We start from the raw sequence: 19911 nt of genomic DNA, 5'->3' as shown, positions 1-19911 counted from the left end.
ATGCCGACCCGCGAACACGAATTACAAGGAGCAAGGAGCAAGATGAGCATCGAGTCAGAAGAACCGGGCCACGGCAGTTCGACGGCATCGTGGACTGCAGTCGTCATCATGCTGGTGGCCTTCGCCATCGGCACGACCGCCTTCTTCTTCAGCATCGTGTGGCTCGTCTGGGCATCGGCAGCGCTCGTCATCGTGGGTCTCCTGGTGGGCTACGGCCTCGCCCGGGCCGGTTACGGTGTCGGCGGCATCAAATCTGCTGCCAGGGGGCACTGACCTCCCGTGCTCTCCTCCCTCACCGCCGGGGCTGCCGAAGATGCAGCAGCGCGGCTCGAACTCGTCCCCTTCGATGAGGTCGAGCGCCGGGCTCACGCTGCCCCGGCCGCGCTCGACGCCCTGGCCTTCCTCGCCCCGGCCGAACGTGTCAAGATCATCGCCGAAGTGAAGCGTTCGAGCCCTTCCCGGGGTGCCCTCGCCGCCATCACCGATCCCGCAGCCCTGGCCTCCACCTACCAGTCGGCGGGTGCCAGCACCGTCAGCGTGCTCACGGAGGGTCGCAAGTTCAAGGGAACGCTCGAAGACCTTGAACTCGTGCGAGAGGCGATCTCGATCCCGGTTCTCCGGAAGGACTTCATCACCCTCGACTACCAGGTCTACGAGGCGCGTGCCGCCGGCGCCGACCTGGTGCTGCTGATCGTCGCCGCGCTCGACCAGGGACAGCTCGAGCACCTTCAGGAGCTCATCCAATCCCTCGGCATGACGGCCCTCGTCGAGACGCACTCCGCCGACGAGGTGGAGCGGGCGCTCGATGTGGGCGCATCCCTCATCGGGGTGAATGCCCGCAACCTGTCGACATTCGAACTCGACCCCGACCTGTTCGGCACGCTCGCCGACCGCATTCCGGCCGGCATCATCCGTGTGGCTGAATCCGCTGTCAAAACGGCTGCGGATGTCAGCCACTACCGCGCGAGCGGTGCTGACGTGGTCCTCGTGGGCGAAGCACTCGTCACCGGCGATCCCGCACGCACGCTCGAAGAATTCCTGGGAGTCTCATGACCACGCACCTCCGCGACGAGCAGGGGCCGTTCTTCGGCGAGTTCGGCGGGAGGTTCATGCCCGAGTCGCTGATCGCCGCCCTCGACGAGATCGCCGCCGCCTACGACGAAGCCAAGAACGACCCGGCCTTCGCCGCCGAGCTCACGGAGCTCCACCGGAGCTACACCGGTCGGCCGTCGATCCTCACCGAGGCACCGCGCTTCGCCCGGCATGCCGGGGATGCCCGCATCATCCTGAAGCGCGAAGACCTGAACCACACGGGCTCGCACAAGATCAACAACGTGCTCGGCCAGGCCCTTCTCGCCAGACGCCTCGGCAAGACGCGGCTCATCGCCGAGACCGGCGCCGGCCAGCACGGTGTGGCCACGGCGACCGCGGCCGCCCTGATGGGCATGAGCTGTGTCGTCTACATGGGCGAGGTCGACACCGAGCGCCAGGCCCTGAACGTGGCCCGCATGCGGCTGCTCGGGGCAGAAGTCGTCCCCGTCACCACGGGCACGCGCACGCTGAAGGATGCCCTCAATGAGGCCTTCCGCGACTGGGTCGCCAACGTGGAGGACACCCACTACGTGCTCGGCACGGTCGCCGGTCCCCATCCGTTCCCCGTGATGGTTCGCGACTTCCACAAGATCATCGGCGAGGAGGCGCGCCAGCAGGTGCTCGACCTCACCGGCGCACTGCCCGATGCCGTGATCGCGTGCGTCGGCGGCGGCTCGAACGCCATCGGGATCTTCCACGCCTTCCTCGACGATCCCGACGTCACCCTGATCGGGTACGAGGCGGCAGGCGACGGCGTCGACACCCTCCGCCACGCGGCGACCATCACGATGGGTCGCCCCGGGGTGCTGCACGGCTCCCGCAGCATGATGCTGCAAGACGAGGATGGCCAGACCTCGGATTCGCACTCCATCTCCGCCGGCCTCGACTACCCGGGCGTCGGCCCGGAGCACGCCTGGCTCGCCTCGATCGGCCGCGCCCAGTACCTGCCGATCACCGACAAGGAGGCCATGGCCGCCTTCCGGCTGCTCTGCGAGACCGAGGGCATCATCCCGGCCATCGAGTCGGCCCACGCTCTCGCCGGCGCCCTCACCCTCGGTCGTGAGCTCGGCCCCGACAAGGTCATCCTCATCAACCTCAGCGGTCGGGGCGACAAAGACGTGGAGACGGCGGCGCGCTACTTCGGTGTTCTCGACGAGGTCGCCCTCGTCGCCACCGAGCTCGAGGCGAGCTCGCTCGAAGCCGGCGAACTGGCCAGCGATGCGCTGACTGACGAGCTCCACGCCGGATCCGGGGAAGCGGCCGAGCTTGCTTCCGGTCGAGGGGTGCAGCTGTGAGCGACACCACGATCGTCTCTCCCGTCGGCACCCGCATCGCCCAGGCGAAGCACGACCGGGCCGGTGCTCTGATCGGCTACCTGCCCGTCGGCTTCCCGACTCTCGAAGGGAGTATCGACGCGGCCGTCGCGCTCGTCGAGAACGGCGTCGATGTGCTGGAACTCGGTCTGCCCTACACCGATCCGGTGATGGACGGCCCGGTCATCCAGAAGGCGACGCAGACCGCCCTCGAGAACGGCTTCCGCCTGCGCGACGCCTTCACGGCCGTCGAGGCGATCCGTTCGCGAGTGGATGCTCCCATCCTGCTCATGACGTACTGGAATCCCGTGGTGCAGTACGGCGTCGACCGGTTCGCAGACGACCTCGTCTCCGCGGGCGGCGCGGGCCTGATCACGCCCGACCTCACGGTCGACTCGGGTGCGCCGTGGCTTGCCGCAAGCGACCGCACGGGCCTCGACCGGGTGTTCCTGGCAGCGCCCACGTCCACCGGGGAGCGCCTCGAACTGGCCGTCACCAACAGCCGCGGCTTCGTCTATGTGGTGTCGACGATGGGCGTCACCGGCGCCCGGAACGACGTGGATGCCTCGGCGCGAACGCTCGTCGACCGGCTGCGGGCCGTCGGCTCCACCAGCGCCTGCGTCGGCATCGGCATCTCGACGGGGGAGCAGGTCGCCGAGGTACTCGAATACGCCGACGGTGCCATCGTCGGTTCGGCCCTCGTGCGTGCGCTCAGCGAAGACGGGGTGCAGGGAGCTGCGAAGGTGGCGGCATCCCTCGCCGTCGGCACACGGCGCTGACCCTCTGCACGGAGCGGCCCGTTCCCGAGAGACCCGCCGGACTCTGAGAGGCCCGCCAGACTCTGAGAGACCGGGCAGACAGCAGGCCCCTGTCACGCGCCCCCTCACGACGCACCCTAGAATTGGGCTTGCCGATTGCCGTCTTCGCCTTCGGTTCCCGCATGGAAGGTCTACCACCAGGTGTTTCTGCCGCAGAGCATTCCCAGCCCGTCGATCAACTCGCTTGACATCACCGGGTGGATTCGCACGTTGGGCCTCGCCCTGCCCGAGAACTGGAACCTGAGCATCCGCATCTATGCCCTGTGCATCCTGCTCGGCATCGTGATCGCGACGATCATGACGTCGCGCCGGCTCACGAAGCGGGGGGCGGAGCCTGGCATCGTGCTCGACATCATCCTCTGGGCGGTTCCGCTCGGAATCATCGGATCCCGTGTCTTCCACGTTCTGACGCACCCCGGCGACTACTTCTACCCGGGTGCCGACCTGTTGAAGACCCTCTACATCTGGGAGGGCGGCATCGCCATCTACGGCGGTCTGCTCGGTGGTGCTCTCGGTGCCTACATCGGTTGCCGCCTCACGGGCATCCGCCTGTGGACGTTCGGTGACGCCCTGGCCCCCGGCCTCCTGCTGGCCCAGGCCTTCGGCCGCTTCGGCAACTACTTCAACCAGGAGCTGTTCGGCTACCCGACGGACGGCTGGTGGGGACTCGAGATCGCTTCCCCCAACCCCGCCATCCCGATCGGCCTCGAGCCCGGCACACTCTTCCAGCCCACCTTCGCCTACGAGGTCATCTGGGATGTCGTCGGCGTCATCGTGCTCCTGGCGCTCTCGAGCCGCCTGAAGCTCCAGTGGGGCAAGGTCTTCGGGGCCTACCTGATCTGGTACGGCGCCGGCCGGAGCGTCTTCGAGACGATCCGCATCGACCCCAGCGAGATCTTCTTCGGTGTGCGTACGAACGTGTGGGCCTCGTGGATCTCCATCGCGATCGGCCTGATCCTCATCATCGTGCAGACGAAGCGTCACCCCGGTCTGGAACGCGGGCCGTACCGATCGGGAATTGCGTGGTCACCGGCGAACGCTGAGGTAGACTCGGTCGACAGGTACACAGACGAAGAACTCCGTGGCGACGACGCCTCTGGTGAGTCTGTGGCAGACGCACCTCTCGAACCGAAGGCCACAAGCACACTCGGAAAGAAGCCAGTCTCGAAATAGCACGGCCACTCACGAGCTGCAGTCACACACCACTGCACTCATCACCATCGCACTTCTCCACTCGGGCCGCCGGCGTCCCAATTCAGTACAACCCGGTTGTCACAGTTCCGGGGGGATGGATTCCTATGGTTGAGCACAGCATCTCGCCCAGCTTCAGCATGAACCCGAACGCTCAGGGTATGTATGACCCCGCGAACGAGAAGGACGCGTGTGGCCTGGCCATGGTCGCGACCCTTCGCGGCACGGCCGGTCATGACATCATCGACACGGCTCTGGATGCCCTGCGGCACCTCGAGCACCGGGGCGCCGTCGGTTCAGACGCCGGCACGGGCGACGGTGCCGGCATCCTGACCCAGATCCCCGACGAGTTCCTGCGCGCCGTCGCGGGCTTCGAGCTCCCGGCGGTCGGGCACTATGCCGTGGGCAACGCCTTCCTCCCGCTCGACCACGACGAGCGGGAGACCGTGATCGCCCGCCTTGCGGAGATCGCCGACGAGGAGGGCCTCACGGTTCTCGGCTGGCGCGACGTTCCGGTGCGCCCCGACGAACTCGGCCGGCTGGCCCGCGAGGCCATGCCCGCGATCCGGCAGTTGTTCGTCACCGCGAAGCACCACGACGCCTCGGGCGACACCCCCTCGGGCATCCACCTCGACAGGCTCACCTACCGGCTCCGCAAGCGCGTCGAGCACGAGCACGAGGTGTACTTCATGTCGCTCTCGGCCCGCACGCTGACCTACAAGGGCATGGTCACGACGCTGCAGCTCGAACCGTTCTACCCCGACCTCAGCGACGAGCGCTTCGCGTCGAAACTGGCGCTGGTGCACTCGCGCTACTCCACCAACACGTTCCCGTCGTGGCCGCTCGCGCAGCCGCTTCGCATGATGGCGCACAACGGCGAAATCAACACTGTGCAGGGAAACCGCAACTGGATGCGCGCCCGCCAGTCGCAGCTGAAGAGCGAGCTGCTCGGCGACATGCAGCCGCTGCTGCCCATCGTCACCCCCGGCGCGAGTGACTCCGCCTCCTTCGACGAGGTCGTCGAGCTGCTGACCCTCGCCGGTCGCCCGCTGCCGCACGCCATCATGATGATGGTGCCGGAGGCGTGGGAGAACAACGCCGACTTCGATCCCGAGCGCCGTTCGTTCTACGAGTTCCACTCCATGCTGATGGAGCCGTGGGACGGCCCCGCAGCACTCGTCTTCACCGACGGCGACCTCGTCGGTGCGACCCTCGACCGCAACGGCCTCCGCCCGGGGCGCTACCTGATCACCGACGACGGCCTCGTCGTGCTCGCGAGCGAGATCGGTGTGCTCGACGTCGACCCGGCCCGTGTGGTGCGGAAGGGCCGGCTCCGTCCCGGCAAGATGTTCCTCGTCGACACCGAGGCCGGTCGCCTGATCGAAGACGATGAGATCAAGTCCGACCTCGCTGCATCCGAGCCCTGGGCCGAATGGCTCGAGAAGGGCCGCATCAACCTCCGTGACCTGCCGGAGCGTGAGCACATCGTGCACACCCCCGCGTCGGTCACGCGCCGCCAGCGCACCTTCGGTTTCACCGAGGAGGAGATCCGTATCCTCCTCACGCCGATGGCGAAGAACGGTGCGGAGCCGCTCGGTGCCATGGGCTCCGACACGCCGATCGCCGTGCTGTCGAAGCGCCCGCGACTGCTGTTCGACTACTTCACGCAGCAGTTCGCACAGGTGACGAACCCGCCGCTCGACTCGATCCGCGAAGAGGTCGTCACTTCGCTCCGCCTCGGGCTCGGCCCCGAGCGAAACCTGCTCGACGCGACACCCGGCCACACCGGCCAGGTCATCCTCGACTTCCCGGTGATCGACAACGACGAGCTGGCGAAGATCCAGCACATCGACCCCACGTCCGGCAGTTCCACCACCACGACCATCCGCGGCCTCTACCGGGTCGAGAACGGTCCCTCTGCGATGCAGGAGCGCATCGCAGAGATGTGCGCGGAGGCCGACGAGGCCATCGCCAACGGGGCGCTCTTCATCGTGCTCTCCGACCGCGACTCGAACAAGGAGTACGCGCCCGTTCCGTCGCTGCTGATGCTCTCCGGGGTGCACCACCACCTCATCCGTCGCGAGACGCGCATGAAGGTCGGCATCATCGTCGAGGCCGGTGACGTGCGCGAGGTGCATCACGTCGCGCTGCTGATCGGCTACGGCGCCTCGGCGATCAACCCCTACCTCGCCATGGAGACCTGCGAGAACCTGGTGCGAAGCGGAATGATCACCGGCATCACGCCGGAGAAGGCTGTGAAGAACGTCATCAAGGCGCTCGGCAAGGGCGTTCTGAAGATCATGTCCAAGATGGGCATCTCGACGGTCTCGTCCTACGCCGGCGCCCAGGCGTTCGAAGCCGTCGGCCTCGACCAGGGCTTCGTCTCCGAGTACTTCACGGGAACATCCTCGAAGCTCGGCGGCATCGGAATCGACGTCATCGCGGCCGAGAGCGCCAGCCGGCACCGGGCGGCCTTCCCCGAAGACGGCGCCATCACCGTGCACGAACCGCTCGCTGTGGGCGGGGAGTACCAGTGGCGCCGCGAGGGCCCGCCGCACCTGTTCAACCCCGACACCGTCTTCAGGCTGCAGCACTCCACGCGGGCACGCCGGTACGACATCTTCCGGGAGTACACAAAACTCGTCGACGACCAGGCCGCCGAACTCATGACCCTCCGCGGTCTCTTCAAGCTGAAGACGGATGCCCGGCCAGCGGTGCCGCTCGACGAGGTCGAGTCGGTCGAATCGATCGTCAAGCGTTTCTCCACGGGAGCGATGAGCTACGGTTCCATCTCCGAGGAGGCGCACACCACGCTCGCCGTCGCGATGAACCGGCTCGGCGGCAAGTCGAACACCGGTGAGGGCGGCGAGGACACCGATCGTCTCCTCGATCCCGAACGCCGCAGCGCCATCAAGCAGGTGGCATCAGGCCGGTTCGGCGTCACCAGCATGTACCTCACGCATGCCACCGACATCCAGATCAAGATGGCCCAGGGCGCGAAGCCCGGCGAGGGCGGCCAGCTGCCCCCGACCAAGGTCTACCCGTGGATCGCGCGCACCCGTCACGCAACGGCGGGCGTCGGTCTCATCTCGCCGCCCCCGCACCACGACATCTACTCGATCGAAGACCTCAAGCAGCTGATCTTCGACCTGAAGCGGGCGAACCCCGAGGCCCGCGTGCACGTGAAGCTCGTGAGCCAGAACGGCATCGGGGCGGTTGCCGCCGGTGTCACGAAGGCCCTGGCCGACGTGGTGCTGGTCTCCGGACACGACGGCGGAACGGGCGCCAGCCCGCTCAACTCGCTGAAGCACGCCGGAACCCCCTGGGAGCTCGGCCTCGCCGAGACCCAGCAGACCCTGATGCTGAACGGGATGCGCGACCGCGTGGTCGTGCAGGTCGACGGCCAGATGAAGACCGGCCGCGACGTCATCGTCGGTGCGCTGCTGGGAGCCGAGGAGTTCGGTTTCGCCACCGCACCGCTCGTGGTGTCCGGCTGCGTCATGATGCGCGTCTGCCACCTCGACACCTGCCCGGTGGGCGTCGCGACACAGAACCCCGAGCTCCGCGCGCGCTTCACCGGCAAGCCCGAGTTCGTGGTGAACTTCTTCGAATTCCTGGCGCAGGAGGTACGCGAGTACCTCGCCGAGCTCGGTTTCCGCTCCCTCGAGGAGGCCATCGGCCACCACGAGCTCCTGAACGTCGACCACGCCGTCGACCACTGGAAGGCCGACGGCCTCGATCTCAGCCCGATCCTCATCGGCCCCGAGTTCGGTGACGACGAACCCCGCGTGAACCACCGGCAGCAGGAGCACGACCTCGACAAGCACTTCGACAACCGTCTCATCCGGGACTCAGCCGAGGCCCTCGAGTTCGGTGAACCCGTCGTCATCAGCCTGCCGATCCGCAACACCGAACGAGCGGTCGGCACGATGCTCGGCCACGAGGTCACGGTGCGACACGGCGAAGACGGGCTCCCCGACGACACCATCCAGATCACCCTCACGGGCTCCGCCGGCCAGTCGCTCGGCGCGTTCATGCCGCGGGGCATCACGCTGCGCCTGGAAGGCGACTCGAACGACTACGTGGGCAAGGGTCTCTCGGGCGGCCGCGTCATCGTGCGCCCCAACCGGGCCGCCACCTTCGCTGCCGAGCAGAACGTCATCGCCGGCAACGTGATCGGATACGGTGCGACGAGCGGCAGCATGTTCATCCGCGGCATCGTCGGTGAGCGCTTCCTGGTGCGGAACTCGGGTGCTACGGCCGTCGCCGAGGGCGTGGGCGACCACGCTCTCGAATACATGACGGGTGGCATCGCCCTCATCCTCGGCGAGACAGGGCGAAACCTCGGAGCGGGTATGTCGGGCGGCACCGCCTATGTGTACAAGCTCCGTTCCGAACTCGTCAACACCGACTCGCTCGGCTCGGGCGAGCTGCAGCTGTCGGCGCTCGACGAGAACGACACCGCGCTCGTACGCTCCCTGCTCGTCGAGCACGAGTCGGAGACCGGGTCGGCCGTCGCCTCAGCGATGCTGGCCGACTTCGACACGACTGTCCGTGATTTTGTGAAGGTGCTCCCGCGCGACTACGCGGCTGTGCTTGCGACCCGCCAGAGCGCCGTCGACGAGGGTCTCGACCCCGACGGCGACGTGGTCTGGGAGAGAATTCTGGAGGTTACCGGTGGCTGATCCCAAGGGATTCCTGAAGGTCACGGAGCGCGAAGTCCCCAAACGGCGCCCCGTTCCCATCCGCCTGATGGACTGGAAAGAGGTCTATGAGGCCGCCGATCCGTCGGAGACCCGCCGCCAGGCCGGGCGCTGCATGGACTGCGGCATTCCGTTCTGCCACCACGGCTGCCCGCTCGGCAACCTCATTCCCGAGTGGAACGACCTGACGTGGCGCGGCGAGGGTCGCCAGGCGATCGAGCGCCTGCACGCCACGAACAACTTCCCCGAGTTCACCGGTCGACTCTGCCCGGCGCCCTGTGAGAGCTCCTGCGTGCTCGGCATCAACCAGCCCGCGGTGACCATCAAACAGGTCGAGGTCTCGATCATCGACCAGGCCTTCGCCAACGGCTGGGTCACCCCGCACCCGCCGGAGCGCCTCACCGGAAAGACGGTGGCGGTCGTCGGATCGGGCCCTGCGGGCCTCGCGGCGGCGCAGCAGCTGACCCGGGCCGGCCACACCGTGGCGGTGTACGAACGCGACGACCGCATCGGCGGACTGCTGCGATACGGCATCCCGGACTTCAAAATGGAGAAGAAGCACCTCGAGGCGCGCCTGACGCAGATGATGGCCGAGGGCACCCGCTTCCGTGCCGGCATCAACATCGGGGTCGACATCACCTGGGCCGACCTCCGCTCACGCTACGACTCGGTGATCATCTGCACCGGCGCGACCGTTCCCCGGGATCTCCCGATCCCCGGCCGCGACCTCGAAGGCGTGCACTTCGCCATGGAATACCTCGTGCAGGGCAACAAGGTCGGCGCCGGCGACACCGTGCACGACCAGATCACCGCAGAGGGCAAGCACGTCGTGGTTCTGGGCGGCGGCGACACCGGCGCAGACTGTATCGGCACCGCGCACCGCCAGCAGGCGATCTCGGTGACGAACCTCGCCATCGGGCAGCAGCCGCCGGCCGAGCGTCCCGAGGAGCAGCCGTGGCCGATGGTCGCGAACCTCTTCGAGGTGTCCAGTGCCCACGAGGAGGGCGGAGAGCGCGTCTACCTCGCCTCCACCGTCGAGTTCCTGTCGAACGAATCCGGTGAGGTGCGCGCCATCCGTGTCGCCGAGACCGAGTACCTCGACGGTCGCCGGGTGCCGAAGGCCGGCACCGAACGCGAGATCCCGGCCGACCTCGTGCTGTTGGCGCTCGGCTTCACCGGCCCCGAAGACCAGAGCCTCACCCACCAGGTGGGCGCGGCCTTCGACAGGCGCGGCAATGTCGAACGCGGTGACGACTACGAGACGAGCATCCCGGGCGTCTTCGTCGCCGGCGACGCGGGTCGCGGCCAGTCGCTGATCGTCTGGGCCATTGCCGAGGGTCGTGCAGCAGCCGCAGCCGTCGACAAGTATCTCGAAGGCGCCACCGAACTGCCATTCCCCGTTTCCCCGCGCGACCGTGCAATCACGGTCTAGAGCGCGCAGACTTACCCGTACCCCATCGATGCGCCCACGCGCAGAAACACGGAGCAACTCACACATATGAGACGCGCTAAAATCGTCGCCACCCTCGGGCCGGCAACGTCGTCGTACGAAAACCTCAGGGCGATCATCGATGCCGGTGTCGATGTCTGCCGCATGAACCTCAGCCACGGAACCTACGATGTGCACGAGGCCATCTACGCCACCGTGCGGAAGGCCGCCGAAGACTCCGGCCGCGCCGTCGCCGTGCTGGTCGACCTGCAGGGCCCGAAGATCCGCCTCGGCAAGTTCGAGGCAGGTCCCTACTATCTCGAGCAGGGCGACATCTTCAAGATCACCACCGAAGATGTGCTCGGCACCCGCGAGCTCTCGGGCACGACCTTCAAGGGCCTGCCTCAGGATGTCGCCCCCGGCGACTTCCTCCTCATCGACGACGGCAAAGTCAAGGTGCGTGTCGTCGAGACCGACGGCGTCGTCGTCACCACCGAGGTCATTGTGGCCGGCAACGTGTCGAACAACAAGGGCATCAACCTGCCCGGTGTTGCCGTGAACGTTCCCGCTCTGTCCGAGAAGGACGAGGCGGATCTCCGCTGGGGCCTCAAGCTCGGTGCGGACATGATCGCGCTGTCATTCGTGCGCGACGCCGCCGACATCTCGCGCGTGCACGAGATCATGGCCGAAGAGGGCCGCCGCATCCCGGTCTGCGCGAAGATCGAGAAGCCCCAGGCCGTCGACAACCTAGAAGAGATCATCGACGCCTTCGACAGCATCATGGTCGCCCGCGGCGACCTCGGAGTGGAGCTTCCCCTCGAAGCCGTGCCGATCGTGCAGAAGCGTGCCGTCGAACTCTCCCGCCGCATGGCCAAGCCCGTCATCGTGGCGACGCAGATGCTCGAATCGATGATCTCCTCACCGATTCCGACCCGCGCAGAGACCTCGGATGTCGCAAACGCCGTACTCGACGGGGCCGACGCCGTCATGCTCTCCGGTGAGACGAGCGTGGGGGAGTACCCCGTCATCACGGTGCAGACCATGGCCCGCATCGTGGAATCCACCGAGGTCCACGGCCTGGAGCGCATCCCCGCCCTCGGCACGAAGCCCCGCACCCAGGCCGGCGCCATCACTCTCGCGGCCTCGGAGGTCGCCGACTTCGTGGGCGCCAAGTACCTCGTCGTCTTCACGGAGTCGGGCGACTCGGTGCGACGGATGACGCGACTGCGGTCGAGCATCCCGATCATCGGTCTCACACCGGAGCCGGGCATCCGCAACCGCATGGCTCTCTCCTGGGGCGTCGAGTCGTACCTCGTCGACCGCGTGAAGCACACCGACCAGCTGATGGTGCAGGTCGATGACGTGCTGCTGGGTGAGAACCTGGCCGCCCTCGGCGACAGGGTCGTGGTGATCTCCGGATCCCCTCCCGGAAAGGCCGGTACCACCAACGACATGCGCGTGCACATCGTCGGTGAGGGCCACAACCCGCAGAAGCCCGACCCGGAGGAGCTCGACCACTAAGAGGAGCTCCGCGCTCTGCCCTCACAGAAATGCCCCGGACTGCCGGGGCATTTCTGTGTCGTACCGGTGGTGGTCTTGCGGCGCGTCGCTACGCGCCGCGCACGCGCCTGGCATTCGGGGTGCACCTTGGCGTACCAGTCCGTCAAGCCACCTTTGTCGCCACGATCCGGCTTAGACGAGTGAAGGGGCAGGCCATTCGGCCTGCCCCTTCACTCGTCGTACCGGTGGTGGGACTCGAACCCACACGTCTTGCGACAACGCATTTTGAGTGCGCCGCGTCTACCATTCCGCCACACCGGCTCGCATCAACACCGTTCAGAATACCGTAGGGTTATCTCTGTGACCGACCAATCTGCCTCCACCCCCGCACCCCGACGGGTGGTCGTCGCTGAAGACGAATCCCTGATCCGACTCGACATCGTGGAGATCCTCCGCGACGCCGGGTTCGAGGTCGTCGGCGAGGCCGGCGACGGCGAGACCGCTGTGGCACTCGCCACCGAGCTCCGGCCCGACCTCGTCATCATGGACGTCAAGATGCCGCTCCTCGACGGCATCTCCGCCGCCGAGCGCCTCAGCAAGGGTCACATCGCCCCGGTTGTGCTGCTCACGGCCTTCAGCCAGAAGGAGCTCGTCGAGCGCGCCACCGAAGCTGGCGCCCTCGCCTACGTCGTCAAGCCGTTCACTCCGAACGACCTTCTCCCGGCCATCGAGATCGCCCTCTCGCGCTACGCCCAGATCATCACGCTCGAGGCAGAGGTCGCCGACCTCGTCGAGCGGTTCGAGACCCGCAAGCTCGTCGACCGGGCCAAGGGCCTGCTGAACGAGAAGATGGGGCTCACCGAGCCCGAGGCGTTCCGCTGGATCCAGAAGGCCTCGATGGATCGCCGGCTCACCATGCACGATGTCGCGCAGGCGATCATCGAGCAGCTGAGCGCCAAGAAGTAGGCGGCATCATCAACGAAGCCGACGCATTCGCTCTGGGCAGCGGCGCCCTGGCCGAGCGCATGGGTATCGTCTTCAGCCAGTTGACGGCTGAGCACTCGGTCGCGACGATGCCTGTCGAAGGCAACACCCAACCCTTCGGTGTGGTTCACGGCGGTGCCTATGTCGTCCTCGCCGAGAGCCTCGGCTCTGGTGCCGCGAACCTCCATGCGGGCGAGGGCCGCGTTGCCATGGGCATCGAAGTCAACGCGAGTCACACCGGTTCCACGGCATCCGGAACCGTCACCGGCGTGTGCACCGCGATCAAGCTGGGTCGCACTCTGACCGTGCACGAGATCGCGATTTCGGACGACGCCGGCCGCCGCCTGTCGACGGTCCGCATCACGAACCTGCTGCGGGACGCCTAGCCCGAGCCTGCCTCCAGCGCCTCCGGATGCTGTCGGTGGGCTTTAGTAGGCTTGCCCTGTGCCCGACAACGAACAGCCCACCCTCCTTCTCATCGACGGCCACTCGCTGGCCTTCCGGGCGTTCTACGCGCTGCCGGTCGACAGTTTCCAGACCCGCGACGGGCAGCACACGAACGCCATCCACGGCTTCCTGTCGATGCTCCTCAACCTGCTGAAGAACGAGAAGCCCACCCACCTCGCCGTCGCCTTCGACATCTCGCGGCACTCCTTCCGAACAACCGAGTATCCCGAATACAAGGGCACCCGCGGTGAGACTCCGCCAGAGTTCATGGGCCAGGTCCCCCTGCTCAAAGACGCCCTTCACGCGATGAACATCGTCACCCTCGAGAAGGAGAACTACGAGGCCGACGACATCCTCGCGACCCTGTCGGTGCAGGGCGCCGAACAGGGCTTCCGTGTGCTTGTGGTCTCGGGCGACCGCGACACGATCCAGCTCGTGAACGACAATGTCACACTGCTCTATCCGTCCAGGCAGGGCGTCACCGACCTCACCCGGTACGACCGCGACAAGGTGTTCGAGCGCTACGGCATCGAGCCGCACCAGTATCCCGAGATCGCCGCGCTCGTGGGCGAGACGAGCGACAATCTGCCGGGCATCCCGAAGGTCGGCGAGAAGACCGCGGTGAAGTGGCTGAACCAGTTCGGCAGCCTCGAGGAGATCCTGCGGCGTTCCGACGAGATCGGCGGCAAGGTCGGCGAGAGTCTTCGCGAATTCCAGGAGAACGCTGTGCGGAACCGCCGGCTCAACCGCCTGCTGACAGATGTCGAGCTCGAGGCCGGACCGGCCGACTTCGATCGGCGGCCGGTCGACGAGCAGGGGGTGCGCGACCTGTTCGAGCGGCTCGAGTTCCGCACCCTCCTCGAGCGGGTCTTCAAGCTCGACGGCCTCGATGCCGCTTCGGGCGGAAACGGCGGCGCGGGCGGTTCCGGCGGCTCTGGATCGGGTGAGGGCGGGGTCGACCCCAAGGCCATCGTGGCGCCGGTGCCGAGCACCCTGCTCGACGAGGAACTCGCCGCGTGGCTCGCCCGGGTCACCGCCGCCGAACCGTTCGGGCTCGCCCTGTCGACCGAACTGCTCGACGGTCGGCCCATCGGTTTCGGCCTGGCCGCCTCCGACTCTGCCGTCTTCCTGCCGTGGATCCCCGACAGCCGCGACTATCTGCCCTTCGAGAACTGGCTGGCCTCGGATTCTCCCAAGATCCTGCACGGAGCGAAACACCAGCTCAAGGCCCTCCTGACCGCGGGCCTGACGGTCTCCGGTGTGACCTTCGACACGTCGATCGCTGCCTGGTTGCTGAAATCCGACGGCACTCCGCCCACGCTGGCCGACCTGGTCGACCGGATGCTCGCCGAGACCCTTCCCTCGCCCGACCCCAACCAACTGGTGCCCGACGACGACTCGGTGATCGGCCCGGCCGTGCAGGCCTGGTTCATCGGGCGGGTCGCCCGCGTGCTCGACGGCAAGCTCGATGCGGGCTCGCGCTCGGTGCTCGAGACCATCGAGATGCCCGTTCTGGCTGTGCTCGCGCAAATGGAGCTCGACGGTGTCGCCGTGAGCCACCCCCAGCTCTCGGAGCTCTCGGCCGAGCTGACCGCACGCTCGACCGATCTCGCCACACAGGCCTTCGCGATCATCGAACGGGAGATCAACCTCGGTTCGCCGAAACAGATCCAGGAGGTGCTCTTCGACCAGCTGGGCATGCCGAAGACCCGGGCCACCAAGACCGGCTACTCGACAGACGCGGTCTCGCTCGCCGATCTCCAGGCCAGCTCGCCGCACCCGTTCCTCGACCTCCTCCTCTCGCACCGCGACGCCACGAAGCTCAACCAGATCGTCGAGACACTCGACAAGTCGATCGCGCCCGACCGCCGCATCCACACCACGTATGTGCAGACCGGTTCGTCGACCGGGCGCATCTCGTCGACCGACCCCAACCTGCAGAACATCCCGGTGCGAACAGAGGAGGGTCGCCGCATCCGCAAGGCCTTCATGGTCGGCGAGTCGTACGAGACCCTGCTCACCACCGACTACTCGCAGATCGAGATGCGCATCATGGCGCACCTCTCGGAAGACGCGGGGCTCATCGCCGCCTTCCAGTCGGGCGAAGACCTGCACCGCTTCGTCGGCGCGCGCATCTTCGGGGTGGAGCCCGCCGACGTGACTCCCGCCATGCGCTCGAAGGTGAAGGCCATGTCCTATGGGCTCGCCTATGGCCTGTCGGCGTTCGGCCTCTCGAAGCAGCTCCGTATCCCCACAGCCGAGGCGAAGCAGCTGATGACCGACTACTTCGAGCGTTTCGGTGCGGTGCGCGACTACCTGCGGAACGTGGTCGTCCAGGCCCGCGAAGACGGCTACACCGAGACCATCTTCGGGCGCCGGCGCATGTTCCCCGACCTGAACAGCGGCAACCGGGTGCTGCGCGACAATGCGGAACGTGCCGCGCTGAACGCCCCGATCCAGGGCACGGCGGCCGACATCCTGAAGATCGCGATGGTGAACATCTCACTCGACCTCGCAGCGCAGGGCCTCCAGTCGCGCATGCTGCTGCAGGTGCACGATGAGCTGGTGTTCGACGTGTATCCGGGGGAGTGGGATGCGCTGGCGGCCGTCGTGACGTCGCGCATGTCGACTGCGGCCACCCTCAAGGTGCCGCTCGACGTGCAGCTGGGTCGCGGGCAGAACTGGAACGAGGCTGCCCACTAGAGGCACCCCGTCGGGCGCGGCACGTGCGGGCGGGCAGAGGCGGGCGCGAGGTCGGGGTCGGGTCAGCGGAAGTCGCGGGAGCGGGTGGGCGCGCCGAGCGGCAGCAGCTCGATGCGGTCGGCCACGAGGTTGACGATGCCGTCTTCGGTGCGCTCGAGGATGCCGCGCACCACCATCGCCGGAGCCTCCCGGGCGACCCGGCGGTAGCGGCTCCAGACTCCCACGCTGCAGATCACGTTCAGGATGCCCGTCTCATCCTCGAGGTTCACGAAGGTGATACCACTGGCGGTCGCCGGACGCTGCCGGTGCGTCACGACCCCACCGACCTCGATGCGGCGCCCGTTCTCGCACGTCTGCAGCTTCTCGATCGAGAGGGCGCCCCGGTCATCCAGCCAGTCCCGGGAGTGCGCGACCGGATGGTCGTCGGGCGAGATGCCGGTGCTCCAGAGGTCGTAGACCACCTGTTCGGTCGGACTCAACATCGGCAGCAGCGGCGGTTGCACGCTCACGTGGGTGCCCTGGAGGAACTCGGGGCGGTCCTGGGCGGCATTGCCGGCCTCCCAGAGCGCCTCGCGCCGGGTCAGGTCGAGACTGGTGAAAGCTCCGGCGGAGGCCAGCGCCTCCATCTGCGCGGTGTTGAGGTCGTTGCGCCGGGCGACGTCGGCCATGTCCCGGTAGGGGCCGCCGCGATCGCGCTCCGCCACGATGCGTTCCGCGAGCTTCGCACCGATCGACGTGATCTCGGCAAGCCCGAGCCGCACAACGAGGTTGCCGTCACGACGGTGCTCCCGGTAGTCGGCCGGAACCGACCGGTCGAACACCTCGGTCGGCAGATGGCCGGCCGTGTGCAGGCAGGCGTCCATGCCTGTGGCGGCGGTGAGTCGACCTGCCCCGGCGCCACCATCAGCCGCCGTTCGGCCACCCGCAGCCGTTCGGCCACCCGCAGCCGTTCGGCCACCCGCCTCCGTTCGGCCACCCGCACCCGCCGTTCGGCCACCCGCCGCCGCGCTCGGCTCGAGCCCCGCCATCACCCCGGAGCACTGGATGTCGGGGCGATGCACCACGACACCGTGCCGCCGGGCATCCGCCACCAGCGTCTGCGGAGAGTAGAACCCCATCGGCTGGGCCCGCAGCAGCGACGCGAGGAAGGCTGCCGGATAGTGCAGCTTGAACCAGGAACTCGCATACACCAGCAGCGCGAAGCTGTTCGAGTGGCTCTCGGCGAAACCGAAGCTCGCGAACGCTTCGATCTTCTGGTAGATCTGCTCCGCGACATCCGGAGCTATGCCGTTCGAGGCCATGCCGGCGAACAGCTTCGTCTTCAGCGACGAGATCTTCTCGATGCCGCGCTTCGAGCCCATCGCCCGCCGCAGCAGGTCGGCGTCTTCGGGTGAGCAGTTGCCGACCGCCTGCGCCACCTGCATCAGCTGTTCTTGGAAGAGTGGCACCCCGAGCGTTCGTTCGAGAGGTTCTTCGAGCAGCGGGTGCAGATAGGTGACGGGCTCCTGCTTCAGCTTGCGGCGGATGTACGGATGCACGGCCCCACCCTGGATGGGCCCGGGCCGGATGAGCGCGATCTCCACCACGAGGTCGTAGAACCGGCGTGGCTGGAGCCTGGGCAGCGTACCCATCTGAGCGCGGCTCTCGACCTGGAACACACCGATCGAGTCGGCGCGGCAGAGCATGTCGTAGACGCCCTGCTCCTCCTTCGGGATGCTCTGCAGGCTCCACGCCTCACCAAGGTGCTCGCGCGCCAGATCGAGCGAGTGCTGCAGTGCCGACAGCATGCCGAGCCCGAGCAGGTCGAACTTGACGAGACCCATCCACGCGCAGTCGTCCTTGTCCCACTGCAGAACGGTGCGCCCATCCATCCGGCCGTTCTCGATCGGGCAGACCTCACCGACGGGCCGGTCGGTGAGCACCATTCCTCCCGAATGGATGCCCATGTGCCGCGGGAACTTCAGCACCTGCTCAGCCAGGTCGATCACATCGGCCGGAATGTCATGGTCTTCGCTCGCCACCTTCGACCCCCAGCGCTCGATCTGCTTCGACCAGGCATCCTGCTGACCGGGGCTGTGTCCGAGTGCCTTCGCCATGTCGCGCACCGCGAACTTCGGCCGATAGGTGATCACGTTCGCGACCTGGGCAGCGTTCCGGCGACCGTACTTGCGATACACGTACTGGATGACCTCCTCCCGACGATCGGAGTCGAAATCCACATCGATGTCGGGTTCTTCATCACGCATGCTCGACAGGAACCGTTCGAACGGCAACTTGTAGAAGATCGAGTCGACCGCTGTGATGTCGAGGATGAAACACACCGCCGAGTTCGCGGCCGAGCCCCGACCCTGGCAGAGGATGCCCAGCCGCCGGGCCTCGTGCACGATGTCGCGCACGATCAGGAAGTACCCCGGAAAGTCCTTCTGCTCGATCACCGCGAGTTCGCTCTGGATGCGCTTCAGATCGTCGTCGGTCGCATGGGGGTAGTGCGTGGGCATCGCCTCGTCGACCAGTTGGCGGAGGTACGACATGGGGGTGTGCCCCTCTGGCACCTCCTGCCGGGGCAGCTTCGGCTTGGCCGTGCGCAACTGGAACGACAGATCGTCGGCGATCTCGACCGTGCGTTCGACGGCACCCGGGTATCTCGCGAAACGCGCAGCCATCTCGGCACCCGAGCGCAGATGCGAGCCCGCGGATGCCGGCAGCCACCCCTCGAGGTCGTCGAGGCTGCGGCGTGCCCTGACGGCGGCCAGCGCCTGCCCGAGCGGGAACTGTTTGGGCGTGGCGTAGTGCACATTGCCGGTTGCGACCGTGTCGACACGGTGCTTCGCGGCCAACTCGGCGAGGGCGTCGTTCGCGTCGCTGTCGAGTGGATTGCCGTGGTCGAAGAGTTCGACCAGCACGTTCTGCCGCCCGAACAGGGCGACGAGACGGTCGAGCTCACGGGAAGCCCCGGGTAGTCCGTCGGAGGCGAGCGCCTGCCGTACCGCTCCCTTGCGGCAACCCGTCAACACCAGCCACGCGGAGTCGCCGGAACCGTCGCCGAAGGCAGAACCCCCGCCGAACCCGGAGCCGCCACTGACCGTGGAACCGGACCCGGAACCCCAGCCCGCCGCCTCGCTCCCGTCGGCCCCGCTCCCGCCGCGGGACTGGTCGGCCAACTGCTCGAGGTCGTAGCGCGGTCGCCCCTTCTCGGCACCGACGGCGAGCTGGCCTGTCGTGATCGCACCGGAGAGCCTGTGGTATCCCTCCTGCTTGCGGGCGAGCACCACGAGGTGGGTTCCCTCGGGGTCGGCCATCCCGTTCTGCGGCTTGCTCAGCCCGAGGGAGAGTTCCGCGCCGAAGACCGTCGAGACGCCCGGGTAGGCCTCCGCAGCCTCGGCCAGGTGCACGACCCCGTAGAAACCGTCGTGGTCGGTGAGGGCGAGCCCGTGCATCCGGAGCCGCGCAGCTTCTTCGAGGAGTTCCTCGGGAGAGGAGGCTCCGTCGAGAAAACTGAAGTTGGAGTGGGCATGCAGTTCGGCGTAGCCGACCAGGGGCCCATCGTCGAACTCGAGTTCTGGCTTCGGCGGGAGGGTCGGCGGAACGTACGGCATACGCTTCCGCGAGAACGCCGGTCCGTCGCCACCGTCTTTGCTCTCGTCGGCCCCGGGTCGGCGCACATCGGAGAGACGCCGCTCGAGCTCGGACCAGGGAATCGGCGGATTATTGAACCCCATCAGCACTCACCG

The 19911-nt window shown here is 67.2% G+C and carries 12 protein-coding genes and 1 tRNA gene; 11 read left to right on the top strand and 2 right to left on the bottom strand.

The annotated features are described in order from the left end of the window. Nucleotides 1-42: 42 nt before the first annotated feature. From B7R21_RS10145 to pyk, 8 genes are all read left to right on the top strand, one after another. The gene (locus B7R21_RS10145) at nucleotides 43-273 is read left to right on the top strand and encodes a DUF6704 family protein (RefSeq protein ID WP_116283152.1); all 231 of its coding nucleotides are present in this window, start codon (nucleotides 43-45) and stop codon (nucleotides 271-273) included. A 6-nt stretch (nucleotides 274-279) separates the two neighbouring features. Next, on the top strand, nucleotides 280-1053 hold the full coding sequence (gene trpC, locus B7R21_RS10140; RefSeq protein ID WP_116283151.1) for an indole-3-glycerol phosphate synthase TrpC: 774 nt from the start codon (nucleotides 280-282) through the stop codon (nucleotides 1051-1053). Continuing rightward, the gene (gene trpB / locus B7R21_RS10135) at nucleotides 1050-2387 is read left to right on the top strand and encodes a tryptophan synthase subunit beta (protein ID WP_116283150.1); all 1338 of its coding nucleotides are present in this window, start codon (nucleotides 1050-1052) and stop codon (nucleotides 2385-2387) included. Before trpC ends, trpB begins: the two co-directional genes overlap by 4 nt. Before the next feature lie 11 nt (nucleotides 2388-2398). After that, nucleotides 2399-3184, top strand: coding sequence for a tryptophan synthase subunit alpha (gene trpA, locus B7R21_RS10130; RefSeq protein ID WP_116283264.1), 786 nt, complete (start codon nucleotides 2399-2401; stop codon nucleotides 3182-3184). Between the two features lie 228 nt (nucleotides 3185-3412). Further along, nucleotides 3413-4396: a prolipoprotein diacylglyceryl transferase gene (gene lgt / locus B7R21_RS10125; protein WP_437184187.1), complete on the top strand. Its 984-nt coding sequence runs from the start codon at nucleotides 3413-3415 to the stop codon at nucleotides 4394-4396. A 125-nt stretch (nucleotides 4397-4521) separates the two neighbouring features. Then, nucleotides 4522-9099: a glutamate synthase large subunit gene (gene gltB / locus B7R21_RS10120; protein ID WP_116283148.1), complete on the top strand. Its 4578-nt coding sequence runs from the start codon at nucleotides 4522-4524 to the stop codon at nucleotides 9097-9099. After that, on the top strand, nucleotides 9092-10549 hold the full coding sequence (locus tag B7R21_RS10115; protein WP_116283147.1) for a glutamate synthase subunit beta: 1458 nt from the start codon (nucleotides 9092-9094) through the stop codon (nucleotides 10547-10549). The genes gltB and B7R21_RS10115 overlap by 8 nt, the downstream gene beginning before the upstream one ends. A 66-nt stretch (nucleotides 10550-10615) precedes the next feature. Next, nucleotides 10616-12067: a pyruvate kinase gene (pyk, locus tag B7R21_RS10110; protein ID WP_116283146.1), complete on the top strand. Its 1452-nt coding sequence runs from the start codon at nucleotides 10616-10618 to the stop codon at nucleotides 12065-12067. A gap of 219 nt (nucleotides 12068-12286) precedes the next feature. On the opposite strand, the gene B7R21_RS10105 is transcribed toward pyk, so the two are convergent. After that, nucleotides 12287-12367, bottom strand: a tRNA-Leu gene (locus tag B7R21_RS10105). A 39-nt stretch (nucleotides 12368-12406) separates the two neighbouring features. On the opposite strand from B7R21_RS10105, the gene B7R21_RS20100 reads away from it, so the two are divergent. The 3 genes from B7R21_RS20100 to polA are packed head-to-tail and all read left to right on the top strand — an operon-like array spanning nucleotide 12407 to nucleotide 16180. Next, a complete protein-coding gene (locus B7R21_RS20100) occupies nucleotides 12407-13012 on the top strand; it encodes an ANTAR domain-containing response regulator (RefSeq protein WP_172592124.1) in 606 nt (201 codons plus the stop codon). A gap of 59 nt (nucleotides 13013-13071) precedes the next feature. After that, complete coding sequence (locus B7R21_RS10095) at nucleotides 13072-13416, top strand: hotdog fold thioesterase (protein ID WP_116283144.1); 345 nt, start codon at nucleotides 13072-13074, stop codon at nucleotides 13414-13416. Nucleotides 13417-13474: 58 nt separating this feature from the next. Continuing rightward, nucleotides 13475-16180 carry a DNA polymerase I gene (gene polA / locus B7R21_RS10090; RefSeq protein ID WP_116283143.1) on the top strand — a complete coding sequence of 902 codons (2706 nt, stop codon included), beginning with the start codon at nucleotides 13475-13477 and terminating at the stop codon, nucleotides 16178-16180. A 62-nt stretch (nucleotides 16181-16242) separates the two neighbouring features. Here polA and B7R21_RS10085 read toward each other — a convergent pair whose 3' ends face one another. Further along, a complete protein-coding gene (locus tag B7R21_RS10085) occupies nucleotides 16243-19899 on the bottom strand; it encodes an error-prone DNA polymerase (protein ID WP_116283142.1) in 3657 nt (1218 codons plus the stop codon). Nucleotides 19900-19911: the final 12 nt, after the last annotated feature.

The sequence above is a fragment of the Subtercola boreus genome, assembly GCF_003399625.1.
Taxonomy (GTDB): Bacteria; Actinomycetota; Actinomycetes; order Actinomycetales; family Microbacteriaceae; genus Subtercola; species Subtercola boreus_C.
Note: the sequence above shows the minus strand (reverse complement) of the source record. Positions and strands in the feature narration are given on the sequence as shown.

Bases quoted from the DNA above. Each gene is read 5' to 3' on its own strand.
- B7R21_RS10145 (WP_116283152.1), top strand. From the start codon at position 43: ATGAGCATCGAGTCAGAAGAACCGGGCCACGGCAGTTCGACGGCATCG.
- trpB (WP_116283150.1), top strand. From the start codon at position 1,050: ATGACCACGCACCTCCGCGACGAGCAGGGGCCGTTCTTCGGCGAGTTC.
- gltB (WP_116283148.1), top strand. From the start codon at position 4,522: ATGGTTGAGCACAGCATCTCGCCCAGCTTCAGCATGAACCCGAACGCT.
- pyk (WP_116283146.1), top strand. From the start codon at position 10,616: ATGAGACGCGCTAAAATCGTCGCCACCCTCGGGCCGGCAACGTCGTCG.
- B7R21_RS10095 (WP_116283144.1), top strand. From the start codon at position 13,072: ATGGGTATCGTCTTCAGCCAGTTGACGGCTGAGCACTCGGTCGCGACG.
- B7R21_RS10085 (WP_116283142.1), bottom strand. From the start codon at position 19,899: ATGGGGTTCAATAATCCGCCGATTCCCTGGTCCGAGCTCGAGCGGCGT.